The 25280-nt window shown below is 34.4% G+C and carries 26 protein-coding genes and 1 pseudogene; 14 read left to right on the top strand and 13 right to left on the bottom strand.

Annotation, left to right across the window (positions count from 1 at the left end; translation table 11 throughout):
* Nucleotides 1-89: 89 nt before the first annotated feature.
* From ACTF54_RS04050 to ACTF54_RS04040, 3 genes are all read right to left on the bottom strand, one after another.
* The gene (locus ACTF54_RS04050) at nucleotides 90-353 is read right to left on the bottom strand and encodes a DUF4212 domain-containing protein (protein WP_347195919.1); all 264 of its coding nucleotides are present in this window, start codon (nucleotides 351-353) and stop codon (nucleotides 90-92) included.
* A gap of 19 nt (nucleotides 354-372) precedes the next feature.
* On the bottom strand, nucleotides 373-1620 hold the full coding sequence (locus ACTF54_RS04045; protein WP_438968804.1) for a hypothetical protein: 1248 nt from the start codon (nucleotides 1618-1620) through the stop codon (nucleotides 373-375).
* 120 nt (nucleotides 1621-1740) lie between these two features.
* The gene (locus tag ACTF54_RS04040; protein ID WP_347195917.1) at nucleotides 1741-2154 is read right to left on the bottom strand and encodes an IS1/IS1595 family N-terminal zinc-binding domain-containing protein; all 414 of its coding nucleotides are present in this window, start codon (nucleotides 2152-2154) and stop codon (nucleotides 1741-1743) included.
* 307 nt (nucleotides 2155-2461) lie between these two features.
* On the opposite strand from ACTF54_RS04040, the gene ACTF54_RS04035 reads away from it, so the two are divergent.
* A complete protein-coding gene (locus tag ACTF54_RS04035) occupies nucleotides 2462-2833 on the top strand; it encodes an OmpA/MotB family protein (protein ID WP_347195916.1) in 372 nt (123 codons plus the stop codon).
* Nucleotides 2834-3170: 337 nt separating this feature from the next.
* A complete protein-coding gene (locus ACTF54_RS04030) occupies nucleotides 3171-3689 on the top strand; it encodes a fasciclin domain-containing protein (protein WP_347195941.1) in 519 nt (172 codons plus the stop codon).
* A gap of 65 nt (nucleotides 3690-3754) precedes the next feature.
* On the opposite strand, the gene ACTF54_RS04025 is transcribed toward ACTF54_RS04030, so the two are convergent.
* The 4 genes from ACTF54_RS04025 to rho all read right to left on the bottom strand — a co-directional run bounded on the left by ACTF54_RS04025 (nucleotide 3755) and on the right by rho (nucleotide 9957).
* Nucleotides 3755-6592: a M16 family metallopeptidase gene (locus tag ACTF54_RS04025; protein WP_347195915.1), complete on the bottom strand. Its 2838-nt coding sequence runs from the start codon at nucleotides 6590-6592 to the stop codon at nucleotides 3755-3757.
* 131 nt (nucleotides 6593-6723) lie between these two features.
* Nucleotides 6724-7185, bottom strand: a complete 462-nt coding sequence (locus tag ACTF54_RS04020) for a ferritin-like domain-containing protein (protein ID WP_347195914.1) — start codon at nucleotides 7183-7185, stop codon at nucleotides 6724-6726.
* 189 nt (nucleotides 7186-7374) lie between these two features.
* Nucleotides 7375-7965: a hypothetical protein gene (locus ACTF54_RS04015; protein ID WP_347195913.1), complete on the bottom strand. Its 591-nt coding sequence runs from the start codon at nucleotides 7963-7965 to the stop codon at nucleotides 7375-7377.
* Nucleotides 7966-8217: 252 nt separating this feature from the next.
* Complete coding sequence (gene rho, locus ACTF54_RS04010; RefSeq protein WP_347195912.1) at nucleotides 8218-9957, bottom strand: transcription termination factor Rho; 1740 nt, start codon at nucleotides 9955-9957, stop codon at nucleotides 8218-8220.
* A 195-nt stretch (nucleotides 9958-10152) separates the two neighbouring features.
* Between rho and ACTF54_RS04005 the strand changes: the two genes are divergently transcribed.
* Nucleotides 10153-10563, top strand: a complete 411-nt coding sequence (locus tag ACTF54_RS04005; protein WP_347195911.1) for a DUF4293 domain-containing protein — start codon at nucleotides 10153-10155, stop codon at nucleotides 10561-10563.
* 182 nt (nucleotides 10564-10745) lie between these two features.
* Here ACTF54_RS04005 and ACTF54_RS04000 read toward each other — a convergent pair whose 3' ends face one another.
* Entirely contained in the window at nucleotides 10746-11237 is a 492-nt protein-coding gene (locus ACTF54_RS04000) for a metallophosphoesterase family protein (RefSeq protein WP_347195910.1), read from the bottom strand.
* A 350-nt stretch (nucleotides 11238-11587) separates the two neighbouring features.
* Here ACTF54_RS04000 and truA point away from each other — a divergent pair, with 350 nt between their 5' ends.
* From truA to ACTF54_RS03985, 3 genes are read left to right on the top strand one after another with little or no spacing between them, the layout of a single operon-like run.
* Nucleotides 11588-12343 (top strand): tRNA pseudouridine(38-40) synthase TruA, encoded by a 756-nt coding sequence (gene truA, locus ACTF54_RS03995; protein ID WP_347195909.1) that lies wholly within the window; start codon nucleotides 11588-11590, stop codon nucleotides 12341-12343.
* Nucleotides 12340-12804, top strand: a complete 465-nt coding sequence (locus ACTF54_RS03990; RefSeq protein WP_347195908.1) for a hypothetical protein — start codon at nucleotides 12340-12342, stop codon at nucleotides 12802-12804. Before truA ends, ACTF54_RS03990 begins: the two co-directional genes overlap by 4 nt.
* A gap of 2 nt (nucleotides 12805-12806) precedes the next feature.
* Nucleotides 12807-14612, top strand: coding sequence for an ABC transporter ATP-binding protein (locus ACTF54_RS03985; RefSeq protein WP_347202182.1), 1806 nt, complete (start codon nucleotides 12807-12809; stop codon nucleotides 14610-14612).
* A 173-nt stretch (nucleotides 14613-14785) separates the two neighbouring features.
* Here the strand turns inward: ACTF54_RS03985 and cdaA are convergent, their stop codons facing one another.
* Nucleotides 14786-15562 carry a diadenylate cyclase CdaA gene (gene cdaA / locus ACTF54_RS03980; protein ID WP_347195906.1) on the bottom strand — a complete coding sequence of 259 codons (777 nt, stop codon included), beginning with the start codon at nucleotides 15560-15562 and terminating at the stop codon, nucleotides 14786-14788.
* Between the two features lie 15 nt (nucleotides 15563-15577).
* Nucleotides 15578-16408: a dihydropteroate synthase gene (gene folP, locus ACTF54_RS03975; RefSeq protein WP_438968803.1), complete on the bottom strand. Its 831-nt coding sequence runs from the start codon at nucleotides 16406-16408 to the stop codon at nucleotides 15578-15580.
* A gap of 54 nt (nucleotides 16409-16462) precedes the next feature.
* Between folP and ACTF54_RS03970 the strand changes: the two genes are divergently transcribed.
* From ACTF54_RS03970 to ACTF54_RS03945, 6 genes are all read left to right on the top strand, one after another.
* Nucleotides 16463-17002, top strand: coding sequence for a DUF1599 domain-containing protein (locus ACTF54_RS03970; protein WP_347195904.1), 540 nt, complete (start codon nucleotides 16463-16465; stop codon nucleotides 17000-17002).
* 289 nt (nucleotides 17003-17291) lie between these two features.
* A complete protein-coding gene (recR, locus tag ACTF54_RS03965; RefSeq protein ID WP_347195903.1) occupies nucleotides 17292-17909 on the top strand; it encodes a recombination mediator RecR in 618 nt (205 codons plus the stop codon).
* Nucleotides 17910-17912: 3 nt separating this feature from the next.
* Nucleotides 17913-18542, top strand: a complete 630-nt coding sequence (locus ACTF54_RS03960; protein WP_438968802.1) for a tetratricopeptide repeat protein — start codon at nucleotides 17913-17915, stop codon at nucleotides 18540-18542.
* A complete protein-coding gene (locus ACTF54_RS03955) occupies nucleotides 18539-19633 on the top strand; it encodes a glycosyltransferase family 2 protein (RefSeq protein ID WP_438968801.1) in 1095 nt (364 codons plus the stop codon). The genes ACTF54_RS03960 and ACTF54_RS03955 overlap by 4 nt, the downstream gene beginning before the upstream one ends.
* 135 nt (nucleotides 19634-19768) lie before the next feature.
* On the top strand, nucleotides 19769-21115 hold the full coding sequence (locus tag ACTF54_RS03950) for a dihydrolipoamide acetyltransferase family protein (protein WP_438968800.1): 1347 nt from the start codon (nucleotides 19769-19771) through the stop codon (nucleotides 21113-21115).
* A 78-nt stretch (nucleotides 21116-21193) separates the two neighbouring features.
* The gene (locus ACTF54_RS03945) at nucleotides 21194-21478 is read left to right on the top strand and encodes a hypothetical protein (protein ID WP_347195899.1); all 285 of its coding nucleotides are present in this window, start codon (nucleotides 21194-21196) and stop codon (nucleotides 21476-21478) included.
* A 98-nt stretch (nucleotides 21479-21576) separates the two neighbouring features.
* Here the strand turns inward: ACTF54_RS03945 and ACTF54_RS03940 are convergent.
* Together ACTF54_RS03940 and ACTF54_RS03935 are read right to left on the bottom strand one after the other, a co-directional pair.
* Nucleotides 21577-21759: pseudogene (locus ACTF54_RS03940) on the bottom strand (Fic family protein); the annotation flags it as partial.
* Nucleotides 21760-21926: 167 nt separating this feature from the next.
* Complete coding sequence (locus ACTF54_RS03935) at nucleotides 21927-23066, bottom strand: glycosyltransferase (protein WP_347195898.1); 1140 nt, start codon at nucleotides 23064-23066, stop codon at nucleotides 21927-21929.
* Between the two features lie 45 nt (nucleotides 23067-23111).
* Between ACTF54_RS03935 and ACTF54_RS03930 the strand changes: the two genes are divergently transcribed.
* Together ACTF54_RS03930 and ACTF54_RS03925 are read left to right on the top strand one after the other, a co-directional pair.
* Nucleotides 23112-23963 (top strand): glycosyltransferase family 2 protein, encoded by an 852-nt coding sequence (locus tag ACTF54_RS03930; RefSeq protein WP_347195897.1) that lies wholly within the window; start codon nucleotides 23112-23114, stop codon nucleotides 23961-23963.
* 12 nt (nucleotides 23964-23975) lie between these two features.
* The gene (locus ACTF54_RS03925; protein WP_347195896.1) at nucleotides 23976-24371 is read left to right on the top strand and encodes a sugar 3,4-ketoisomerase; all 396 of its coding nucleotides are present in this window, start codon (nucleotides 23976-23978) and stop codon (nucleotides 24369-24371) included.
* On the opposite strand, the gene ACTF54_RS03920 is transcribed toward ACTF54_RS03925, so the two are convergent.
* On the bottom strand, nucleotides 24354-25274 hold the full coding sequence (locus ACTF54_RS03920) for a glycosyltransferase family A protein (RefSeq protein WP_438968820.1): 921 nt from the start codon (nucleotides 25272-25274) through the stop codon (nucleotides 24354-24356). The genes ACTF54_RS03925 and ACTF54_RS03920 overlap by 18 nt on opposite strands.
* Nucleotides 25275-25280 lie beyond the last annotated feature (6 nt).

The following is a 25280-nucleotide window of genomic DNA, read 5'->3' as shown; positions in this document are numbered from 1 at the left end:
TTTAGAGCAGTAGGTTTATTATTTATTGTTTATTGTTTTTGTTGTTGTCTCGCTTTCGCGAAAGCGAAATCATAAAGGTTTAATTTCTATTACTTCTCGTCGTAGCCGTATTTCTTATCCAGCTTATTCATGATACGTACATAAACAAAGATGAGTACCACAAAGACATAAATAGAACCTTGCTGTGCAAACCAAAATCCGAGTTTGAAACCACCAAGCCTGAACTCGTCTAAAGTATCTTTAAATAGAATTCCAGCGCCGTATGAAACGACAAACCAGATGCCTAGTAAGATGAAGAGGTATTTTATATTCTCTTTCCAGTAGGCTGAAGCGTTAGATTTTTTATCTGACATAATTGATTGTTTTTAAATGTTATAGGTAAATCATGGCTTGTACAGTCACAGTTCCTACTGCATCTAGATTGCCATATTTTTGGTTAGAATATTCCAGTGATAGTTTAGAATGATGACCGCTGAAGTAAAGATTACCACCTATTCCTAGGCGACTCGCGTTATCATCTATCGCATCTATACTGCGATTGTTATAAGAAACATAAGGCTGGATTTTAATCATTTTATCTGACTGTCCTGGTAATAGATAACCTATATGCGTATAGAACATAGAGCCAGTTTCATAGGTCTGTCCTAAGGTGAAATTGGTTCCATAATCATTGCTTTGGAATTGTGCATAAGCGGTAATGGCGCTTCCATTTTCACCCATAGGCGCATCATAAAATGCATCTACAGAAAATATTGCTACATCTTCTCCTTGAAAACCTCCTGCGTTGTTTAAGGATACAGAACCATTAGGATGATAGAAAAAACCTGCTCCTACATTGAATACTTTTTTGCCACCTATGTAAGAACCTACTTTATATGGTAAAAAGTTACTTTCTTGATCTAGAAAATGATAGTCGAAGTATCCTGCAAAATTCTTTCCTGCATCTGCACCACCTAAAATAGCACGACCATTATAAGTCGCATCATCTGCTGCTGGAATACCGTTTACGTCTAATCCATTATTTAAGGCCTCATTTACAGATACACGGTATTGCAGTTTGCCAAATTTACCTTTCATGTAAACACCCATATGACGTGCAAACTGGTCACTCAATCCTATGGTAGACCAACTTTGGCGATTATTATCCAGCGTTAACATGTTTAAAGTACTTTGGTTATTTGCTCTAGAGATTCCATTCCAGTAATGCAATCCACCACCTATAGCATGGTTGGTATCTAGTGACCATTCTCCCCATACGTCATGAAAGAATAATTGGGATTGAGAGCTTTGCCCAGTTGGACTTAAGTTTCCTGCATTCTGACTATTAAGTCCAAAATGAGTTAGAATCAAAAATTTCTTAGAGATCTGTGCATACATCAATACACGTGCTCTACGTATAGAAAAGTTCAAATCGCTTTCTTCATTTCCAAAACTATTGAGCGATTCATTATCTGAATGTTGTGCCCAAAACTGCGCCCAGGAAATGATTCGAAAGTATTTACTTCCATCTTCATTAAGTTTTACTTTCATGCCGCCAGTATATTCTGAAGAGCCTTGAGCCATTCCTATTGAGGTAGCCAAGAATAAAAAAGAAAGTAAAAAGGAGTACTTGTTTTTCATAAGAGTTTGTAATTAGTTGACTTAAATGGATTAGAAATCAATTTCTAACCGCACTGCTAACCTCAACAAAATCTTATGTTAATTAAAATTTAATATATTTATTTGTTAATTACTATAGTTTTAATCTTTAAAACGTTCCCACTGTATCAACATGAACTTATCACCTAGTTCAGTAACTACAGCGCCTGCCCCTTTTATATTTTGAGAGTTTGAGAAGTACTCGCCTAATTCTGTTGCGTTTAGAATTTTATAAGTGGGATGATATTTTGTATTACTAGGTCGCTTGATATTATACTTTTTTACCCAGTTTAAAATACTTACATGCGATATGCCTAGTATGCGTTCTATTTCTCTGTATGTCAATCCTTCTAAGTAAAGTTGTAGTGCTTTATTAACGTAGTAATCGTCTATCTTTTTACCTATTTTGTCTACTGTAAAATAGTAATTACAATCCTTACATTTATAGCGCTGCCTTCCATTAATCACACCACTTTTTATCTGATTTCCAGAAGAACAACTAGGGCAAATTTTCATAAGCTATAGTAATTTAGCATAAATATAACAATTTAGCACTAATATAGCTAATTATCATAAATCAATGCAACTTTTTTTAATTTCTCCTAATTATTTTGAGTCAATTTTAAATATAACATTCCGCTTTCGCGAAAGCGGAAGAACAATAAATATGGAATTGAATTAGGGACATTTGATATGTTCTTTAAATCGTGGTCGATTACTTTAATTGAGAAAAATGTATTGTTGTTTATTAATTATTTTTTCTTAAGTGTTGATAATGAGTGTCAGTTAACTTAATTGTTACATTGTTTAACAAAATGATGGCGTGAGAAATGATGCAGACAATATCCTAGAACGTATTGCAAGTGTTGTAAAATCTGAGCTGTCGTTAGAAGTTCTTGTAGAAGGTCATACAGATAATCCTACGGTCAAAAAAGGAAGTTACATCAAAGATAACTGGGACTTGAGTGCAGAAAGAAGTGCTGCGATTGTAAGAAGGTTAGAGTCTAAATTTAACCTGCAACCAAGTCAACTAATAGTTTCTGGTAGGTCTAGTTATGATCCCTTGGTTTCTAATGATTCTGAAGATAATATGGCAAAAAACCGAAGAACTAAAATTGTAATTATGCCAAATCTAGATAAGTTTTTTGCCATGCTAGGAGAAAATCAAAAAATACTTCCTAGACTAGATAAATAAGGGTTAAGAATCCATTTAACTCTTTGTTATAAGAAAGGTAAAAAGACTTAGATATATGAATTACTATGCTTGCTCTTATATTCATTTAATAAGAGTTAATGTTTTGATAATTCCACAACAAACTAACATATTCATAACATATTTATGGTTTCTATTACCATAGATTTGAGGTAAATAACAAAATTAAATAATTATGAAAATTACAAAAACATTATTTATAGCGGCAATTGCTTCTTCTACAGTATTGGTATCTTGTAAAGATGAAGAGGCTGAAAATGCAGCTGCAGATTTGAAGATGGAACAAGAAATGGCTGAAAAAAAAGCAGATTCTCTTGAAATGGTGGAAAAAGCAAAAATGGAAAGAGATGCCACTGCTATGAATCTTAATGGTGCGATGATGTATCCTGATATGAATATTGTGGAGAACGCATCAACTAGTAAAGATCTTTCTACTCTTGTGGCAGCTGTATCTGCAGCTGGATTAGTAGAAACTTTAAGTAGTGAAGGGCCTTTTACTGTATTTGCTCCAACTAATACAGCTTTTGCGGCATTACCAGCTGGTACTGTGGAAACTCTTTTAGAACCAGAAAACAAAGCAACACTTAGCGGTATTCTAACGTATCACGTTGTTTCTGGTAATGTTATGGCTGGTGATCTTATGAAAATGATCGAAGAAGGTAAAGGAAAAACATCTTTTGCCACTGTTAACGGAGAAATGTTAACGGCTATGGTGGTAGACGGAAAGGTAATGATTAAGGACGCAAAAGGTGGAACAGCTACCGTGACTGCTGCTGATGTTAAGCAATCTAATGGTGTTGTTCATGTAGTGGATGCTGTATTAATGCCAGCTAAATAATTCTAGAATTATTCATATAAAAATGGCTTTCCATTAATGGAAAGCCATTTTTTTGTTTGATGTTTTTAATTTAATAAAACTGGTTTGCCAAATCCTAGCTTCTCAAGTTTGCCTAACTGTGTTGCTTTGTCTCCTACGATTAAGTAAATCATTCTATCAGAATGTATGTATTGCTTTGAAAGATTTTTAATGTCTTCTATACTTAAGTTTTTCACTTCATCTTGTCGTTGTAGAGCATAGTCTACTGGCAATTGATCTTCCTGGATGTTAGAAAGCATTCTTAATTTTGCTCCTTGAGATTCAAATGCTCTAGCACTAGACTTTATCATGTAGCTTTTTGTCACCTCTAGGTCTTCTTCAGTAAATGATGTGCCATAATTTTTTAAAATGTCTCTTATTAAAGCTGTAGATTCAAAAGTAACATTAGATCTTACACCGCTGGAAATGGAAAATGAACCAGATTCAGGTGAACCATCAAAACTAGATCTTATCCCATAAGTGTATCCTTTTCCTTCGCGCAATTGCTGTGTCAATTGTGATGCAAAACCACCACCACCTAAACGATAATTCAAAATTTGTACTTTATAGTAATCTGGATCTGTAGATTTTAAAGCTGGATAACCAAATTTCAAAATAGATTGCTTTGCATTAGGAACATCATAAAAATATACCTTAGACGTGTCCGGTTTATCTACAGAAGCAATTTCTGGAATAACCACTTCTTTACTGGTCCAATTTTTGTCTAGTATTTCTAATGATGAGGTAACTTCATTTTTAGTTATGTCTCCTACAATTTTGAAACTAGTGATTTGAGGAGAAATGTTTTTATGATAATAATTTTTCAAATCTTCTAAAGTAATATTCTCTACACTTTCTTTTGTTCCTAAATTATTTTGGGCAAGAATATGATCGTTGCCAAACATCAATTTATCAAATTCGTTTCCAGCTATGGCTCTAGGACTTGCTTGTTGTTGCTGTATTTGACTTAAAGTTTGTTGTTTAATCAAATCAAATTCATTTTTGTCCCATCTAGGTTCTAATACTATTTCATTAATTAATTTCATCACAGTAGTATAATTACGTGACAAAGAACTAGCATTAACTGAAATACTACTTTTTCCTGATGTAAAATTTATTGAAGCGCCTAGTTGATCAATAGCTTCTTCTAATTGAGCAGGTGTTTTAGTAGCTGTTCCTTTATTCATTAATTCGGCAAGCATTCCAGACACTCCTATTTTATTCATGTCTTCCAGTAACATGCCACCTTTTATTTCTAATTGTAACTGTACTAATGGCACTTCGTTATCTTCAATTCCTAATACTTTTATACCTGAAGATAAGGTTTCTTGATACACATTAGGGATAGCTAACTGAGGTGCTGCTCCATAAGCAGGCTCTATGGATCTATCAAAACTAGATGGAGTCCTTTCATATTCTGCTGCAATACTTGCATCAAAAGATTCTTCTGCACCTTCTATTATTTTTTCTTCAACTACTAGAGCAGGCTGTGCATTGTTTACAGCTAGATCAGCACTTCCTTTAGGAACAAAACTAGTCATTACATAATGTTGATCTTTAATGTATTTATTATATACTCGTAGAACATCTTCTTTAGATACGGCTTGCATATTCTTAACATCCTGAGTTAAAAAGCCTGCGTCTCCAGCAAGAATTTCATATTGTGTTAATTGAAATCCTTTTCCAAGAACACTGGATAATCCCTGATAAAAATCGGTTTCTTGACCGGTTTTAATACGATCTAGATCTTCTTGAGAAATACCGTTTTCTTCAAATAAAGTCATGGCCTTTTCAACACTAATTAGGATACTATCCAGGTCAACACCATCATAAGCTCTTGCTACAATACCGAATTGTCCTGCAAGTTCTGAAGTGTAATTATATGCATAAGCCTGATCTGCTAGTTGATCTCCTTCTACAACGACTTTATTTAACGGTGCTTTTTTTCCATTAGACAAATAAGTTCCTAGAATATCTAATGCATAAGAATCCTCATGATAGTTAGGAACAGTAGGCCATGTCATTCCCAAACGTGGCGTCTGTGCAAAATTATCCTCGTAATATAGATTCTTAGTATTCACTAATTCTACGGGCTGTACTTTTGTTTTAGTAACTTCTTTTCCTTTTTTAATTTCGCCAAAATATTTCTTTACCCATTCTAAAGCTTGATCACTTTCAAAATCACCAGCTATTGTTAGAACTGTATTATTAGGTGTGTACCAATCGTTGTAAAAATCCTTCACATCTTGAAGAGAAGCGTTTTGTAAATCTTCTAAAGAGCCTATTACCTGCCAGTTGTATGGATGGCCTGCTGGATAAAGGTTTTTACCTACTACATAAGACTCATGACCATAAGCATTATTATCAACGCTTTGTCTTTTTTCATTTTTTACAACTTGTTTTTCCTTGGCAAGAACCGGTTCTGTAACAGTGTTGATAAAGTAGCCCAGCTTATCTGCTTCTGCCCAGATCATCTTTTCTAGTGCATCTTTAGGCACGGTTTGATAGTAATTAGTTACGTCGCGACTAGTAGATCCATTTGCCCCTGATCCACCTATTCTTGCGCTCATAGCGTCTAGTCCACCTTTACCTAAATTTTCAGATTCTAAAAATAAAAGGTGCTCAAATAGATGAGCAAATCCAGTTTTTCCTTCTTTTTCCCTAGCACTTCCTACATGTGCTGTAAGTGCAACAGCAACAACTGGATCAGATTTATCTATGTGAAATATAACGGTAAGTCCATTATCTAAGACGTGTTTTTCAAATGGAATACTTATTTCCTGAGAAGTACTAGTTTCTATCAGTTCTGTATCTTGTCTATTATTCTTGCAAGAGATGAAAGCTGTAACAAAGAATGCCACAACTATAATGTTCTTTAATTTCATAAATAAAAAGAATTAGTTTAAGTAAGCAAGGTAATTATTGTGTTTATCGCATCATGTTAAAATAAGTTAAAACGGAAATTATGACCATAAAAAAAGCCGCTGAATAAGCGGCTTCTTAAAATTTATATACTCTATATGTCATGATCCTCAGCAAAATCTTCTAATGTATTGACCTTATTAATAGTTGCTTTTATTTCATCTTTCTGTGCCTCTAGTACGGTAACTAATGTTGGTGACAGTTCATTTTTATGTGATAACACATCATTATATTCTTCGATTGCTGCCTTTTCTCCGGTTAAACATTCTTCTAAAATGGATTCATCTTTATTAAGACTTAAGGCTGCTTTAATGCTCATCCATCCTCTATGTAAATCGCCAGCTACAGATCCATCTAATTCTGGAGTTGCATTCATACCTTTTATTTCTCCGGCAAGGGATGCTGCAAATTCTGTACGTCTTGCACCTTGTTGTGCTAACCATCTTTTTAATTGAACATGTTCTGTAACTTCAGCAGCATTAGCATAACCACGTTGTGCATCATAAGTTTTCTCTAATAATGCATTTAAATATTTTTCAGTTTTTACACTTTCCATAATTATTTGTTTTTTCTTTAAGATAGTAACAAAGCAATAAGGGAAGTCTTAAAATATTGTGAGTTGAGATAGGTTTAACGATAGAAAGATAAAATGTATTTAGGTACTGCAAATAATTTAAAATATAAAAAAATCGATGTTCAAATTTAGATCACCGATTTTGATATTATTCTATTTATTAATTAAGATCTATTTATCTCCTTTAAGTTTAGATACTTTGTTACGCTCGTCTTGAAGTTGTCTTCCTAGCTTCTGTTCCTTTTCTATGGACTTACGTCTCAATTCTTCTAATTCCTCCTCTGTAGTTTGAAGTTGAATTTTAGTTTCTTTAGTAGTGTCGTTGCTATTTTTAAATCTCAAACTCATAAATACAAATAGAAAACCTAAAATACCTACAATAGACCATACGATCATATTGTAAACTCCTTTTTTAGTTTGTATTCCTAAAAAATTCATGGAGTCCTTTTCTGCGTTTACATCAGATAAACTATTGTTAACACTAGATAATTTATTTTCTAGAGTATTTATTTTACTATCTTTTTCAGAAATATCATTTTGTAACGAACTTATATTTTTATTAAGTTCTTCAATGTGTTCATTAGTGTTTTTGCGCAAATCATGGATTTTAGCCTTTTTAACTACTTTGTATTCTTTAAAACTATTTGATGATTCAATTAATTCCTTGAATTGCGTGTCTATTGATTTTGTTTCAGATTCTTGGTTTTGCGCTGATAAAAATGAACAAATAGTAAATGCTAGTGATAAAAAAAGATATTTCATTGTATAGATTATGATCGAGTAACGTGAACTTACGTCACTCATTGTATATATTTTTTATTAATTACTTTTAAAGGTAACTTATTGTACGGACCACACAACTGCTTATTGATACGTACAAGGGTAAAGTTACTGTTTTATAAAAAGATGGAATTAAATCCGCTTTCGCGAAAGCAAAAACATTAAGAACAGTTGACACTATATAAAAAAACGCTCTATCTGCTAGGATAGAGCATTTTTATTAATTGAGATTTGTTACTCATTCATTGTTGCAAGAAACTCCTCGTTATTACGAGTTTGTTTCATTTTCTGAGAAATGAACTCCATTGCTTCAACTGGATTCATGTCTGCAAGATATTTGCGTAAAATCCACATATGTTTCATTGTTTGCTCATCATGTAAAAGGTCATCACGACGCGTAGAAGATGAGGTTAAATCGATAGCTGGGAAAACACGACGGTTAGATATATTCCTATCCAGTTGTAATTCCATATTACCAGTTCCTTTGAATTCTTCAAAGATAACCTCGTCCATCTTAGAACCGGTCTCTGTAAGAGCAGTAGCAATAATAGATAGCGATCCACCGCCTTCTATGTTACGAGCAGCACCAAAGAATCGTTTAGGTTTATGTAACGCATTTGCATCTACACCACCAGAAAGGACTTTACCACTTGCAGGTTGCACCGTATTATAAGCACGAGCCAGACGCGTAATCGAGTCTAGTAAAATCACAACATCGTGACCACATTCTACCATACGTTTTGCTTTTTCAAGAACGATGTTTGCCACCTTTACATGGTCATGTGCTTCCTTATCAAAAGTAGATGCGATAACCTCACCATCTACATTACGTTGCATGTCAGTTACTTCTTCTGGACGCTCGTCAATTAATAATATCAATTGATAAACTTCTGGATTATTTGCAGCAATTGCGTTTGCAATATCTTTAAGCAGCATGGTTTTACCAGTTTTAGGTTGCGCTACTATCATACCACGCTGTCCTTTACCTATAGGAGCAAAAAGATCCATTACACGAGTAGAAATACTAGCACGTCTACCTGCAAGATCAAATTTTTCTTCTGGAAAAAGTGGCGTGAGATGTTCAAAGGACACACGATCGCGCACTACTTGAGGATCTAATCCATTGATTTGTGAAATTTTAATCAAAGGAAAATACTTTTCTCCTTCTTTAGGAGGTCGTACCATACCTAAAACGGTATCTCCAGTTTTCAGACCAAAAAGGCGTACTTGTGATTGTGATACATATATATCATCTGGACTTGCTAGATAGTTGTAGTCACTGCTGCGCAAGAAACCATAACCATCTGGCATCATATCTAGTACACCTTCACTTTCAATGATTCCATCAAATTCAAAATCAGGATCGCGGTAACGGTTGCGATTATCTTTATTTCCTTTAGGAACGTTGTTTTGTGAATTATTAGTTCGCTGTGTTTTCTGACGACTATTGCGGTTGTCGTTTCTATCACTAACAGTATCCTTACCGTTTTCTTTTGTGGCATCTGCAGTATCTGTAGACGTGTTTTGGGCAGAGTCTTTTTGTTTATCGCTAGCTTCTTTACTAGGCTTTTTTATTACCTTTTTTGCTTTGCGAGGTCTAGGATTAGGTTTGCTAGGATCTTTACGGCCTTTTAATGTTTCTTCTGTGATTTCAAAATCGTCTTTTTCTTCAGATTTTGTTTCTTTTTTTGAAACTCTAGGTTTGTGCTCTTTTTTTTCTTCTTGTTTTTTAGTTGTAGCAGCTTTTTCTTTTACTTCCTTAACTTCTTTCTTTTTCTTTTCAGTTTTAGGGGCAGTATCAGTAACTTCTATATCTAGGCTTTTTACCTTGTCAGGGTTTTCTGCTTGTAGGTCTAATATTTTATAGACTAGATCTAATTTACGTAGTTGTTTGAATTTAGGAACACTAAGTCCTTTTGCAATTTCCTGTAATTCAGGAAGTTTTTTAGATTTTAAATCAGCTATTTGAAACATGTATCTATTTGAAATGTATAATATTTATCAGGGGAATATGAGGTCTAAAACTTATAAGAAAAATTTTATACCGCTAGATAACCTATAAAGAGTAAGTTAACTTATTAGCGATGCAATGATACATTAAAAAATTAATATCTGTTGTTCTTTTAACGTGTATTGTTATATTTTTGCTTTGCTTTTAAAAAGGCAATAATGATACAACGCATTCAAACTTTATATTTACTTCTTGCCGCTATTGTTTCTGGTGGGCTTATTTGGGCAGTAGAACATTTTATTGATGGTGAAGGAAATGAGTTTGTAGGTATGGACGAAAGTTTATACTTTGGTATCTTTATGGTAAGCGCAGTAATGTCATTAATAGCTATTTTTATTTTTAAGAATAGACAACTGCAAACTGTGATCAACCGTTTAAATTTGATGCTTAATCTTTTTATACTAGGAGTTTATGTATATCGAGCGCTAATGATGTCTGGAGAAACGGCGGTTTCTGAGAAAGGCATTGGGATGTTCATTCCTATCCTATCTATCGTTTTACTGGTCTTGGCTAACAAGGCAATAAGAAAGGATGAACAACTCGTAAAATCTGCAGATCGATTACGATAAACGCAATAATCTTAGTAATATTAGTGAAAAATCCTGTGAGGCGCCACCTTGCAGGATTTTGTTTTTATTGAGGTTTTTTCTTTCTGTCTCGCTTTCGCGAAAGCGGATTTTATTCCACCACTTTTTCAGACAACAAAAAGAAATTTGAATTATAAGATCAAAATGAACTTTACTAATGAAAATTATTTACGGTCTTTTTCAATAACTTCTAGATTACCAATCTTACCATCTTTAATTTCAAATCGCAACATGGTACGTTTTTGATGAAATCCATGCATACCTATTGCTCCTGGATTCATGTGTAAACAATTTATCTTTTTATCGTTGACTACTTTAAGAATATGCGAGTGTCCACAAATAAATATATCAGGAGCATTATCATAAATTTCTGGACGTACGCGCTGATTGTATCTTCCTGGATATCCACCTATATGAGTTATCCATATATCCATTCCTTCACAATTAAATCTATTGTGTTCTGGAAATTGCATCCTTGCTTTATCGTCATCTATATTTCCCCAAACAGCGCGTAAAGGTTTTACGGCAGCAATTTGATCCGTAACTTTAAGATCTCCTATATCGCCAGCATGCCATACTTCGTCAGCTTGTTGAACATATTTAAGTACAAAATCATCAATGTGACTGTGCGTGTCTGAAAGTAGTAATATTTTCATGTTGCAAAGATAGTGTTTGATCTGTGAGTCGTTGAGTCGTTGAGTTTTCTAGTTGGACAGTTCTATCTCGATATGAAAAGGACTTGGCTCTAGACAAAAGACAACTCGCTTTTCCTTCAGAAAGTCCAGGTACAAAAGATAAAAAACACTTTTGATATTCATAGATGCGTACTGAAGTCCGTATCTATGAATGAGAGAAAAGTCGTTCTTCCTTTGTCAGGAATGTTGTGAGCGCAGCGATCAACGAGCTAGTCATTTATCAAAAACCATTACATTTTTTCAATTCTGACCTCATTTTCAAGTTCGATTTCAAATTCATTTTCAAGTTCATAACTCTTATCTTTGTCCCGATGCAAGAATCACAACGTTATTTTATGGAACTGGCTTATGATGGTACTAATTATCATGGCTGGCAACGACAACCACAAAGTATTTCTGTACAAGAAGTACTGGAAGACGGTTTGCAAAAAATGTTACGTCAGGAAATAAAAATTCAAGGCGCGGGAAGAACAGATGCTGGTGTCCATGCAGCATTTATGGTAGCGCATTTTGATTATTTAGGTGATGTAGATTTAGAACATTTGATTTATCGTTTGAATAGATGGATTCCTAAGGATATTGCTGTTTATGACATTAAACCAGTAGTAGAAACTGCACACGCAAGATTTCATGCGACTAAACGATCTTACGAATATCATTTTTTGTTAAGGCCAGATCCTTTTCAAGTCAATCAGGCTTATGTTTTGTTTAGAAGACCAGATTTTGATTTGATGCAACAAGCTGCAGCGATTTTGCCACAATACAAGGATTTTGAGTGTTTTTCAAGGGTAAATACCGATGTGAAAACGTTCATTTGCGATCTTACAGAAGCGCGTTTTGAAATAAAGGAACATAAAGTGATTTTTCATATTACGGCAAATCGTTTTTTACGTAATATGGTAAGAGCTATAGTCGGCACGCTATTAGAAATAGGTTACGGAAAGAGAACAGTAGAAAGTATGCACGATATTATCGCATCAAAAGATAGAGGAGAAGCAGGAGCAAGTGCGCCATCTAGTGGTTTATTTCTTACTCAGATTCATTATCCTGAAGAATTGTATTTATGATAGATAAAATTCTCTTTAAAGAAACTCAAAAGTTCACACAATGGTGGTTATGGTTAATCGTTGTTGGAGTTTTTTTGATTTCGATATTCCAATTCAACTGGACTGAAAATATTGCAGATCAATTCACTACTGATAAAATTATCCCAACTGTTATATCGCTAGGTCTTTTGGTTTTATTTTTAGCCCTAAAGATGACTACAACTATTACTGATACTGAAATTATAGTTGAATATGTACCTTTTATCACAAAGAAATGGAACTGGTCAGAACTTAAAACTGCAAAAGTAATTGATTATGGTTTTGTAGGTGGTTGGGGTATCCGTCTTTGGACCGATTATGGAACTATTTATAACGTAAAAGGATCTAAAGGCCTGCATATAAAAACAACCGATAAACAATATGTAATCGGCACACAAAATGAAGAAGAATTGCGTTCTAAAATTGCGCATTTACTAAAATAAATATGGCTTCAACTACTGGGAACGCTTTTAATATGGGACTTTTTAAAAGGCTATTGTCTTTTACAAAACCCTACCGATTAACTTACTACTTTGTAGCTTTAAGTGCTATTTTAATTGCTATTGTAGCGATAGGAATGCCTTACCTAATTAAAGTTGCCATAGATAATCACATCGTGCCTCAAGATTTTAATGGTACAAATACCATATGGGGAATTGAATACGGTGGCTTTACCGGTGTCATAGTTTTAATGATTGCTGTTCTTCTTGCAGATGTACTTCTACAACTTAGTTTTATTTATTATGCTAACTGGTTGGGACAACAAGTCATTAGAGATTTAAGACTGAAACTTTTCAATCACATGATGGGTTTCAAGATGCAGTATTTTGATAAAAGTGCTGTAGGTAAATTAGTTACTAGAGCAGTGAGTGATATAGAAACTATTGCTAGTATTTTTTCTCAAGGTCTCTTTGTAATTATTTCAGATCTATTAAAAATGGTTGTGGTTTTAGGTTTTATGGCTTATTCTAGTTGGAAATTAACCTTGATTGCATTGATTGTAATGCCATTTATTCTCTATGCTACAAGAGTTTTTCAAAAGGCTATGAAAGTGGCCTTTGAAGAAGTACGCACACAAGTGAGTAATCTTAATTCTTTCGTACAAGAGCGAGTTACAGGAATGAAGATCGTACAGATTTTTAATCGTGAGAAAATTGAGTATGAGCAGTTTAAAGAAATTAATGACAAGCACAGAAACGCTTGGGTAAAGACCGTATGGTACAATTCTATTTTCTTTCCCATTGCAGAGATGGCTTCAAGCATCACCATAGGATTAATTGTTTACATAGGTGTGGTATTGAACACCGGTGCAACTGCTCAGGCTATTGAGGTAGGTGTGATCGTGATGTTTATTGATTTATCACAAAAACTTTTTAGACCATTACGTCAGATTGCAGATAAATTCAACACGTTACAAATGGGAATGGTTGCTGCAAACCGTGTTTTTGGGATTCTAGATACGCAGTCTCAAATTGAGGATGAAGGTGATCTTATCGCATCAGAATTAAAAGGTAACATTGAGTTTAAAGAGGTAGATTTTGGTTATGTAGAGAATGAATTGGTACTGAAGAATCTTAGTTTTAAAGTTTCTGCTGGTGAAACTGTCGCTATTGTTGGTGCAACAGGTGCAGGAAAATCTACGATTATCAATTTGTTATCACGTTTCTATGAAATAAATAGTGGAGATATTTTGATTGATTCCGCTTCCGCGAAATCGTACCAATTAGCATCATTAAGATCACAAATAGCAGTAGTGCTACAAGATGTATTCTTATTTGCAGATACTATTTTAAACAACATTACACTTCAAAATCCAGATATTACAGAAGAAGACGTAATTGCAGCTGCAAAGAAAATAGGTGTCCACAAATTTATCATGACCTTGCCTAATGGATATCAATACAATGTAAAGGAAAGAGGTGTGATGTTAAGTTCTGGACAGCGCCAGTTGATTGCTTTTCTAAGAGCTTATGTTTCTAATCCTAGTATTTTAATCCTTGACGAAGCAACCAGTTCTGTAGATGCTTATAGTGAACAGTTGATTCAAGACGCTACAGATATCATCACTAAAGACCGTACATCAATAGTCATCGCTCACCGACTAGCTACCATCAAAAAAGCCGATAAAATTATCGTAATGGATGCTGGTGAGATTGTTGAAATGGGAACACATAATGAGCTTCTTGAGAAAGAAAATGGCTATTATAAAAATCTTTACGAGGTTCAGTTTTTGCAACAAGAAGTCGCTTAAACTATATCTGTCACTTTTAGAATAATTGCTATTAACATTCCTAATATCAATATAATTATTCCTAACGCTATCATCAGTCCGATGCCTACCATGATTGAAATCAATGATTTAGTAAAAGTAGTCTCATTATTTAGTCCAAAAAATCTTTTTGCAGTTCTTACAATAGCGTTCCATTAAGCGAGATGAGATTTGATCTTTTTGGCAAGCTCTTCTGTGTCCGTATAGGTTTCAAACTCGCCTTCATGAACAAGAGAAATTTGTCCTGTTTCTTCACTTACAATCAATGCAATTGCGCTACTTCTTTCAGTTAATCCTAACGCTGCTCGATGTCGCAATCCAAAACGTTGTGGTATTTTTCTATTTTCAGAAACAGGTAAAATTACTCTTGTAGCGGTTATTTTATTTCCTTCCACAATCATAGCACCATCGTGCAACGTGCTGTTTTTATAAAAAATACTTTGAATAATAGAAGAGTTAACAAGAATATCTTGTTGATCTCCAGTATTTTTAACAAATTCGAGAGAGCCATCTCTTTTAATACCTATAAGTGCACCTGTCTTGGTCTGACTCATCTTTTCACAAGCTTTGACAATTTCGTTTACTACTGTATGATTGCTATCTTGTTCTTCTTGAAAAATACGCAGTTGTTTCAAAAAACGTTTTCTAGAAGTGAATTGAGTAGAGCCCAGCATCAGTAAAAACCGCCTGATTTCTTGCTGAAAAACAACTATCAATGCCACCACTCCAGCGCCGGTAACAGCACCTAAAGCCTGACTTAACATCTCCATCTTCATAAAAACAGTGAGCTGGTAAATCAAATAAATGATAAAAATCCCAATAAAAATATTGAGCGCTGCAGTTCCTTTAACTAATCGGTACAAGTAGAAAACTACCGCTGCGACCAGCAATATGTCTATAAGATCAATGATTCTAAATCCTGGAAGTTCCATGTAGTAAAAATAGAATTAATTTATCGTTAACTCGTTAAAGAGCTTGATAGTTTCCATCGCTTCTTTCACATCATGAACGCGTAATATCTTTGCACCATTCATTAAACTCACCATGTTTAAAGCTGTGGTGCCATTTAGCGCTTGTTGAGCAGTAGTGTTTAAAGTTTTATAAATCATAGACTTGCGAGAAACACCAGCTAGAATAGGTACATTATGAGCTTGCAATAAATGAAGCTTGGAAAGTAATTCAAAATTTTGTTCTCGAGTTTTTGCAAAACCAAAACCTGGATCAATCACTATATCATTGATTCCATGAGATCGCGCCGCGGCAATACGTTCTGAAAAATAATGATTTATTTCTACGATCATATGCTCATAATCCGTCATGAACTTCATGGTTTGAGGATTGCCACGCATATGCATCATGATGTAAGGAACCTTGGCATTTCCAACAGTTTGTAGCATTTCCTCAGATAAATGACCAGCGCTTATATCATTCACGATAGTAGCACCATGATCAATTGCTTTTTTTATAACGCTTTCGCGAAAGCTATCACAAGACAATCCTTTAATCGTAAAACGAGTTGTAATCAAATCAAGAACCGGTAGAACTCTAGAAAGTTCTTCCTCTACAGTAATATCAGTGCCGTCTGGTCGTGAACTATAACCACCGACATCAATAAAAGTGGCGCCATCATCTAGCATTTTCTCTACTTGGGTTAAGATAGCAGTATCATTTTTTAATTTGCCACCATCGTAAAAAGAGTCTGGAGTACAGTTGACAATGCCCATTACATGAGGTGTAGAGAGATCGATAAGTGCGCCTGCGCAATTTATAGTTGCCATTAAATAGGAATAATTAAGTTTAAATGCGAAATTTACGCAAAATTTATAGCCCTTATGTCCAAAACTAGCCAGCAATACGATGCCGTTATTTCTCAATGTCGTGATTTGTTTTCAAAAAAAATGAAAGATTACGGTAGCGCATGGCGCATTTTAAGATTGCCATCACTTACCGATCAGATTTTTATAAAAGCCCAACGCATCAGAGGTTTACAAACACTTTCTGAATCTAAGGTGAATGAAGGACAGGAAAGCGAGTTTATAGGTATTATTAATTATTCTATCATGGCGCTTATCCAGTTAGAAAAAGGAGTGGTAGAACAACCAGATTTGTCTCTAGAAGAATCTCTTGAGCAATACGATCATCATGTCGCAATTACCAAACAATTAATGATGGATAAAAACCACGATTATGGTGAGGCGTGGAGAGACATGAGAGTAAGTTCTTTAACCGATTTGATCTTACAAAAACTATTACGTGTTAAACAAATTGAAGACAACGAAGGAGCCACATTAGTCTCTGAAGGAATCGATGCCAATTATCAGGACATGATTAATTATGCTGTTTTTGCGATGATTCATTTAAGTGAAGCTTAAATCTCGTAAAATCACGGTAGTGATTTATACGTGATCTCATCCTGAACGCACACAAATTGTTTAATCTGTTATATCGTTTTACAGCAATATGTGCTAGAAAATATCGAAATACAATTTAAAATGGTTTTCCTCCTTTGGAGGAAATGTCCGCTAGAACAATGCAGGCTGTGATGCTGGTTTTATGGAGATGTAGTTGGATTTACAATTGCATTTGACAGCGGATAATCATTTCAATACTTTGTACTAAGTACCTGATACTTTTCACAACTCTTTTCTATCTTTACCATTCATGAATTTCTCCTCAAAAATTTTAGAAGAAGCCGTTAATCAAGTATCACAACTACCTGGGATAGGAAAGCGCACCGCTTTACGACTGGTGCTGCATTTAATGCGACAACCAGAACAAAATACGGACTTACTTAGTGATGCATTACTCAAAATGCGTCACGACCTTAATTTTTGTAAAAATTGCCACAATGTGAGCGATGTAGAAATTTGCGAGATTTGTGCTAGCCTAAATCGCGATCAGTCGATCGTTTGTGTCGTAGAAGATATACGCGACGTGATGGCGATTGAAAATACGAGTCAGTATAGAGGTTTATACCATGTTTTAGGTGGTAAAATAAGCCCTATGGATGGAATAGGTCCACAAGATTTAAAAGTAAGATCATTAGTAGATCGTGTAAAAAACAAAGGTGTTACAGAGATTATTTTTGCATTGAGCCCAACTATTGAAGGCGATACGACCAACTTCTACATTTTCAAACAACTCGATGGACTAGAAGTCAACACATCTACCATAGCAAGAGGAATAGCAGTAGGTGACGAACTAGAATTTGCTGATGAGGTAACATTAGGAAGAAGTATTTTACATCGTGTTCCTTATGAGAATTCTTTGAAGAATTAGGGTATGAAAGTTAATAGTGCTTTGTTGTGCATCCTTGCCGTTTTGTTGTTTTCTTGCAACACAAATCAGAATGAATTTGAAGCTGAAGAGATATCCGTAAAAGCTTTTGAAGTTTACATGGATTTTAGTTTGGATAATGACGTAAGACTAGATAGCGCTCTTTTACTATTTGATAAAGCATTAGAACTAGACGATCAAAATTTTACTGCACTGAATAATAAAATTGGAATTTACGCTGAAAAGAAAGATATAAAAGGATTATTAGACACAAACGCTAGGTTAATAGAGATGTTTCCAGAAAGGCCGTTGTACAAAATTCAAAGAGGCTTATTTCTTTTAATAAATAAGGAAATTATCAAAGGAGAGGCTATTCTTGATCAAGCGTTAATCGAGTATGAGTCACAGTTAAAAAGTGATATTAGTAATTTTGATTTTAATATAGAGTACATATGGGCTTTATCTGCAAACGAAAAATATGATGCTGCTCAAGCTCATTTGAATCTTATGAAAAAGCATACTTACCAAGATTTTCAACATTACATTTTAGATAACTTTGAAATACAAGAGCGCCATATGATTCCTATGTTAGATGCTCTTAAAGTTAAAGATGACATTACTGTTGATTTTAAATGAAACTCTCCATCATCATACTCAACTATAACGCAGCAGCCTTTCTAGAGTTGTGCATTTATAGCGTTTTGAGAGCAACAAAAAATATTGATGCAGAGATTATTGTAGCCGATAATAATTCTACAGACTCTAGTCTACAAATGCTTCATTTTGTTTTTAAGGACCAAGTCAAAGTCATTGCGCATGAAGAGAACTACGGTTTTTCCAAAGGAAATAATCTTGCTGTTGCACAGGCAAAAGGAGAATATCTCTGCATTTTAAATCCTGATACGATTGTAGGAGAAGAGGTATTTAAAGAATGTCTCTCTTTCACACAAGCACAACCTAAATTAGGATTTTTGGGAGTTCAACTTATTGATGGCACAGGAAAATACTTGCCAGAAAGTAAACGACACATTCCTACGCCCAAAGTTGCGCGACAAAAGATGCTAGGCAATGATCGTAATTATTACTACAATGAGGTTGGTCAAAACGATAGAGGTAAAGTAGATGTATTGGTCGGTGCTTTTATGTTTTGTAAGAAAGAAGTCTATGAGGATTGTGGTGGTTTTGACGAGCGGTATTTTATGTACGGTGAAGACATTGATTTAAGTTACACGGCGATTTTAAAGGGTTATGAAAACTATTACTTAGGTGATCAAAAAGTCATTCATTTTAAAGGTGAAAGCACGATTAAAGATAAAGTTTATCTAGAGCGATTTTATGGTGCGATGGGGTTGTTTTATGATAAATATTTCAAACAATCTGTATTAGAGAAAAACGCAATTGATTTAATGATTAAAGGAATGGTTGCTTTAAAATCTACTCCTTCTATAGAATACGAAGTAAAGGAATTTGATAATTTGTATCTGGTTACTGAGGACAAACACTTGGATTTACCCATAAAAATGGAAAGAGTGAAGCATTCTGAAGTTTGGGATTGTACTTTTGAAGATGCTACTTTTTTATGGGATACAAAGACACTCACGATTAAAGAGATAATAGATTTTATGACGCATACCAAAGAGTTAAAACATAGGTTTTTATCACCTAAAAGAGATTTTTATATAGGAAGTGATAGTAGTAATAGTCGTGGAGAAATAAAATATATGTGATGAATTGATGGAATCGTTGCGATATTCATAACCGATTCTTAAAGTATTCCCATATCAGTGAATAATTCGCAATTGTAAACTCAATTTTGAGTACTTTTGCAAAATAATTAAAAACGTTATAGTACCTTATTAGTTATGGCAAAATTTGAACTTAAATTACCTAAAATGGGTGAATCGGTTGCTGAGGCGACCATTACATCATGGCTTAAAAATGTAGGCGACACCATAGAAATGGATGAACCTGTGTTAGAAATCGCCACAGATAAGGTAGATAGTGAAGTGCCTAGCGAGGTGGACGGTAAACTGGTTGAAATCTTATTTCAGGTAGATGATGTCGTTCAAGTAGGGCAGACTATTGCAATTATAGAAATTGATGGTGATGATAGTGGCGATTCCGCTTCCGCAAAAGCGAGTGAAGTAAAATCACCGGAAACTACATCTAATGATGCTGTAAAAGCAGCAGCATCACAAGTAGAGAAAGAAATAAATACAGCTACGGAAAGTGTTAACTTTTCTGATAGCGACGCCTTTTATTCTCCTCTAGTTAAAAACATCGCAAAGGAAGAAAATATATCATTAAGTGAATTAGAATCTATTTCTGGTACAGGAAAAGATGCTCGCGTTACTAAAAATGATATTTTACAATACGTTGCAGATAAGAAAGCAGGTAAAGTAGCGACTACTTCTACTGCTGCCAAAACTCCTGCAGCACCGGCATCACATGCTGCTGCTCCTAAACAAGTTCCTACGGCAGCACCAGTTTCTGTTAATAGTGGCGACGAGATCATTGAAATGACTCGCATGGGTAAATTGATTGCGCACCATATGGTGGCATCGGTACAAACTAGTGCGCATGTTCAAAGTTTTATTGAGTGTGATGTAACTAATATCTGGAACTGGAGAAAGAAAAATAAAGACAGTTTTAAAGCTAGAGAAGGCGAGAACTTAACGTTCACACCTATTTTCATGGAAGCGGTAGCACAAGCCTTAAAAGAATTTCCTATGATGAATATCGCTCTAGATGGCGACAAAATTATAAAGCGTAAAAATATCAACCTAGGAATGGCAGCAGCACTTCCAGATGGTAATTTAATTGTTCCTGTAATCAAAAATGCAGACCAATTGAACCTAGTAGGAATGGCAAAGTCAGTAAATGACCTTGCAAATAGAGCCAGAAATGGAAAATTAAAACCAGACGATACGCAAGGAGGAACTTATACGGTAACTAACGTAGGTACTTTTGGGTCTGTTCTAGGAACGCCTATTATCAATCAGCCTCAGGTAGGTATTTTGGCTCTTGGAGCGATTAGAAAAGTTCCTGCAGTAGTAGAAACTCCAGAAGGAGATTTTATAGGTATCAGAATGAAAATGTTTTTATCACACAGTTACGACCATAGAGTTGTAAATGGAGCGCTAGGTGGGCAGTTTGTTCAAAGAGTAGCTCATTTACTAGAAGGGTTTGATGTAAATCGTACGGTTTAATTTGAAATCGTTAAATGAGAATTTTAAAGCCAGCTGGGAAGCTGGTTTTTTTCATTCCTTTAATCTTACCTTTGCCATATGGAAAAAGACCTCTACTTAGATCAGATAGATTATTTTAAAGGAGCGCAAGTATTACATTATTTTGAGTTTGTAGAACCTCAAGAAGTAAAAGATGATTACTTTGACGTACATGAAATTCATGCCGTTGTAATCTGTGATTATGAAGGAGAAGAAACCATGCTATTTTATCTGGATGACGGATTAGAAGTTGCCTTAGAGTTTGAGTTTATGATTCCTAAACAAGCAAAAGAAAAAACGGCAAACGACTTTTCTGGAATGGATATTCAATGGAAGAACAGATAACCAATTTGAATTTGAATTCGAACTTGAAATTATAAAAAAGCTCTAAAACTCTGAAAAGATTTTTATAGCTTTTTAGATGAACCCAAAGAGCCAAAGACTCAATTCAATTTCCTTTTCCTCTTCCTTCCTGCCACATAGTCTTTTACAGCTTTTTCTGTTGTATACCATACACGTCCTTCTTTGTAGGCGTCAATTTTACCTTGACGAGCCAGTAAACTTACATATTCCTGTCCATAAGAAATAGAAGGTTCTTTTACGATGTTAGAAATAGGAGCGTAGTCATCTGCAGTATTTTCTAAATGAATTCATTTAATAAATCTGTGATTTTCTTGCATGAGCTGGGACAAAGTTTGTACTGCTTATTTTTACACCTGTATTACAACAAAATATTTATCTATACGATTCATGACCAGTTCATGAACATTTAAAATGTGACATTCTCTTAAAATTAAGATTGATATAATTTTAAATATTTTTCGGCAATCATGACACTTTCATGATGTTGTAATATGTGATTTCTTGCTGCTTTTCCTAATTCTATAATGGATTGTGGTTGATCTATTAGTCTAGAAAGCTGTACAACAAGGTAATTTACATCTGGTTGTGCGTCTATAACTGGCACAGATTCTAATCCATGAGCTTTTAGGTATATAGAACTACCGCCACTAAAAACAACTTTACCCTGCAACATTGCCTCGAGAGCATTGTAGCCTTGATCATAGCAAAGGACTTGATCTAACAATATATGAGCATTACTATAACGACTCATGTAAACATCATAGGGTAAATCTTCAGCAATAGTTATTTTAACTTGATCACCATATTTATTTGAGATAATCGCTAGCGCTTTCTCAAAATAATTGATTCCTTTTTTCCAGTAGTTAGCACGATTGATTCCCATGAAAATTTCAATAGGATCTAGTTGTGCATTAATATTCAGATGGTATTTCCCACAATTAATAGCTGCGGGAATAATTTCAGTAACTTTAGGATTATTAGTGAGTGCCATAGCATAATCGATATTGCTAGGGATTATTTTTTCAGAATCAGCGAGAAGTTTTAAATAGTTATTCCGGTAATGGTTTTCAAGATATTTATAGGTAAAATAAAATTTATTTTTATGTTGTGTACCACTTTTCACAGCATCAAGAATAGAATATCCTTGATGCTTTTCTACCAAATATTTAGAATATTCATAATCGTCACCACAGGCAACCAGAAAAAATCTTTCATTATGATTTAATAAGAAATCAAGCATTTTACGCTCGATTTTTGGGTGACAATTAAATGGATTTGAGTTAATAAATTGAACGATATCAAAGTGTTTGAGTTGGTTCTCGCTTTCGCGAAAGCGAAACAACTTCAATCTGTCTTCTAGATTGTGACCAGTCATTTTCCACCAGGCGACTTTAAACTTGCGTAATAACCAGTGTTTTTCAAAGAAAGAATTACTTAAATCTATATCTACAGGATAGCGTTTAAAACCATCGCCGTCACCTAATATGGTTACTTTATGGCCTAGGTACTCGAGCCCATGTTTTAAGGAATTATGAAAACCGCTGTATTCACCTACCAGCAATATGCGCATATAGAAGTATCTTTGAGGTAAAGATAAGCAGTAGGCAGTTTATTAATGGCAAATAAGAAATACAAAAAGAACGATCTTGAAATATTAATCGCGACGATGCATCGTAGTGATTTGTTATTTCTTGAGACGATGTTTCAAAAGCCACTGGATCAAATCAATGAAAACCTAATTATTGTTAATCAATCTTTTGATCATCAGTTAACTTCTGAAATACAACACATCAAAGTAATCAACAATAAAGAATACGGTTTGAGTAAAAGTCGTAATCTAGCTATAAAACACAGCACTAAAGATTTGTGTTGGATACTGGATGATGATTGTGTACTTCTTTCAGATGCTGTGGACCAAGTTATAGAAGCGCACCAGGAATATACATCTGATGTGCTCACCTTCAAAACAAAAACCCATAAAGGGCAGGACTTCTATAATTATCCAGATACGTTTAGCTGCTTAGATTTTAAAGCTATAGAAAAAGTGCTTTCGCCAGAAATTACTTTTAAAAGAGAAGCTATTTTAACAGCTGGATTAATATTTGACCAAAGATTTGGATTAGGTGCACAATTTCAGGATGCAGAGAATTATATCTTTCTTGATGAGGTGCTAAAAAAGAATCTTAAAATAAGCTTTGTGCCAGAAACTATTGTGCAACATGAAGCACATACCAGTAGTGATGACGTTGCTTCAAACCGAGTTATTTATGCTCGAGGCGCTATTGCTGGAAGGAGAAATATCATCACTGCGGTTTATTATCAATTCAAGTATGTATTTTTTCTTTGGCGTAAAGGTTATGTAAAATCGTTAAGTAAACTATGGGAGAAATTTATGGTTTTTCAACATGGAGCAAATGATTATGTGAGTGGTTTTGAAGGACATCGTATAAATCACCCTAAACAATAGTATTTTTGAAATATGAGTTATAAAATAATAGATATTCCCAAGATTACAGATCCACGAGGCAATCTTGCAGTACTGGAAAAAGATACTATCCCATACAAAATTGAGCGTGTTTACTATTTATATGATGTTCCCAGCGATTCACATCGTGGTGGACATGCGCATAAAGAGTGTATGGAATTGTTGATTGCGGTATCTGGTAGTTTTACTGTAGAATTAGATAATGGTAAAGAGAAACAAACAATAACGCTTAATAAACCTAATAAAGGACTTTTAATACCAACCATGATATGGCGAGAGCTTGCAGATTTTTCTAGCGGTGCGATGTGTTTAGTTTTAGCATCTCATGAATTTGAGGAAGCAGATTACATAAGAGAAAAGAAGAGTTTTTACTCAATCACCAGCTCGTAAATGTAATCCTAGGTTTCCCAAAACTTTTTGGGTACGTTTTAAAGACTTAAGTTGTAAGCTGCTCATCTTTAAAAGTTGTTGTTGCTTAAGGCTTAAATTCTTCAAATTTATTTTTTGCTGATATAGGGTTGTGTTACGTATATCATTTTCCATGCGATAAGCTAATGCGATAGCAAAACGATTGAGATCTATATATTTTTCAAGACCTAAATGATTTTTAGCCTCTGCTTCATAATCAGTAAAATCAGGTAGTTTTCTGTATTTCATTTCTACCTGGTCAGAGCGATTATCTGCAATTTCATCAATTACTGCTGTTACTCTAAAACTAAATGCTATTTTACTTTTCATCCCTATTCTAACAAACCAATCAATATCTTCAAAATGCGTCAATGACTCATTAAATAAGCCTGTTTTATCAACTATTTCAGGTTTAATCATTAATGTGGAACAGGTAAAAATGCTGTTTAAGTAATTATGATGGAAGAAGCTTTTCAAAAGCTGGTCTTCTGTGCTTTCAAAATTACTCAATACGGTATCGATTGTTTTGCGAGATCTTTTTAATTGATAATTGGTTGCAGCAATATGTGCTTCTGGAAATTTATCAAATAAGGCGCATAAAGTAGATAAGTGGTTAGAGCACCAAAAATCGTCACCATCTAGAAATGCAATTCTCTTATAATTATTTTCTCTTGCAAATAGAATGGCATTATTACGAGTAGCGCTTACTCCTTTATTTTCCTGAGAATGAATAATGATGCGATGATAGTTAATGTTTTTAACTAATTCAAGACTTTCATCGGTAGAGCCATCGTTAATTATTAGGATATCAAAATCTTTATAATTCTGATCAAATACACTATTCAAAGTTCTCACTATCGTGGTCGCTTTATTATACAATGGAATGTGGAC

This window comes from Nonlabens sp. (genome assembly GCF_965657255.1).
Classification (GTDB): Bacteria; Bacteroidota; Bacteroidia; order Flavobacteriales; family Flavobacteriaceae; genus Nonlabens.
Note: the sequence above shows the minus strand (reverse complement) of the source record. Positions and strands in the feature narration are given on the sequence as shown.

Coding starts and splice junctions, on each gene's coding strand:
- ACTF54_RS04050 (WP_347195919.1), bottom strand. CDS start 353: ATGTCAGATAAAAAATCTAACGCTTCAGCCTACTGGAAAGAGAATATA.
- ACTF54_RS04045 (WP_438968804.1), bottom strand. CDS start 1,620: ATGAAAAACAAGTACTCCTTTTTACTTTCTTTTTTATTCTTGGCTACC.
- ACTF54_RS04040 (WP_347195917.1), bottom strand. CDS start 2,154: ATGAAAATTTGCCCTAGTTGTTCTTCTGGAAATCAGATAAAAAGTGGT.
- ACTF54_RS04030 (WP_347195941.1), top strand. CDS start 3,171: ATGGTGGAAAAAGCAAAAATGGAAAGAGATGCCACTGCTATGAATCTT.
- ACTF54_RS04025 (WP_347195915.1), bottom strand. CDS start 6,592: ATGAAATTAAAGAACATTATAGTTGTGGCATTCTTTGTTACAGCTTTC.
- ACTF54_RS04020 (WP_347195914.1), bottom strand. CDS start 7,185: ATGGAAAGTGTAAAAACTGAAAAATATTTAAATGCATTATTAGAGAAA.
- ACTF54_RS04015 (WP_347195913.1), bottom strand. CDS start 7,965: ATGAAATATCTTTTTTTATCACTAGCATTTACTATTTGTTCATTTTTA.
- rho (WP_347195912.1), bottom strand. CDS start 9,957: ATGTTTCAAATAGCTGATTTAAAATCTAAAAAACTTCCTGAATTACAG.
- ACTF54_RS04005 (WP_347195911.1), top strand. CDS start 10,153: ATGATACAACGCATTCAAACTTTATATTTACTTCTTGCCGCTATTGTT.
- ACTF54_RS04000 (WP_347195910.1), bottom strand. CDS start 11,237: ATGAAAATATTACTACTTTCAGACACGCACAGTCACATTGATGATTTT.
- truA (WP_347195909.1), top strand. CDS start 11,588: ATGCAAGAATCACAACGTTATTTTATGGAACTGGCTTATGATGGTACT.
- ACTF54_RS03990 (WP_347195908.1), top strand. CDS start 12,340: ATGATAGATAAAATTCTCTTTAAAGAAACTCAAAAGTTCACACAATGG.
- ACTF54_RS03985 (WP_347202182.1), top strand. CDS start 12,807: ATGGCTTCAACTACTGGGAACGCTTTTAATATGGGACTTTTTAAAAGG.
- cdaA (WP_347195906.1), bottom strand. CDS start 15,562: ATGGAACTTCCAGGATTTAGAATCATTGATCTTATAGACATATTGCTG.
- folP (WP_438968803.1), bottom strand. CDS start 16,408: ATGGCAACTATAAATTGCGCAGGCGCACTTATCGATCTCTCTACACCT.
- ACTF54_RS03970 (WP_347195904.1), top strand. CDS start 16,463: ATGTCCAAAACTAGCCAGCAATACGATGCCGTTATTTCTCAATGTCGT.
- recR (WP_347195903.1), top strand. CDS start 17,292: ATGAATTTCTCCTCAAAAATTTTAGAAGAAGCCGTTAATCAAGTATCA.
- ACTF54_RS03960 (WP_438968802.1), top strand. CDS start 17,913: ATGAAAGTTAATAGTGCTTTGTTGTGCATCCTTGCCGTTTTGTTGTTT.
- ACTF54_RS03955 (WP_438968801.1), top strand. CDS start 18,539: ATGAAACTCTCCATCATCATACTCAACTATAACGCAGCAGCCTTTCTA.
- ACTF54_RS03950 (WP_438968800.1), top strand. CDS start 19,769: ATGGCAAAATTTGAACTTAAATTACCTAAAATGGGTGAATCGGTTGCT.
- ACTF54_RS03945 (WP_347195899.1), top strand. CDS start 21,194: ATGGAAAAAGACCTCTACTTAGATCAGATAGATTATTTTAAAGGAGCG.
- ACTF54_RS03935 (WP_347195898.1), bottom strand. CDS start 23,066: ATGCGCATATTGCTGGTAGGTGAATACAGCGGTTTTCATAATTCCTTA.
- ACTF54_RS03930 (WP_347195897.1), top strand. CDS start 23,112: ATGGCAAATAAGAAATACAAAAAGAACGATCTTGAAATATTAATCGCG.
- ACTF54_RS03925 (WP_347195896.1), top strand. CDS start 23,976: ATGAGTTATAAAATAATAGATATTCCCAAGATTACAGATCCACGAGGC.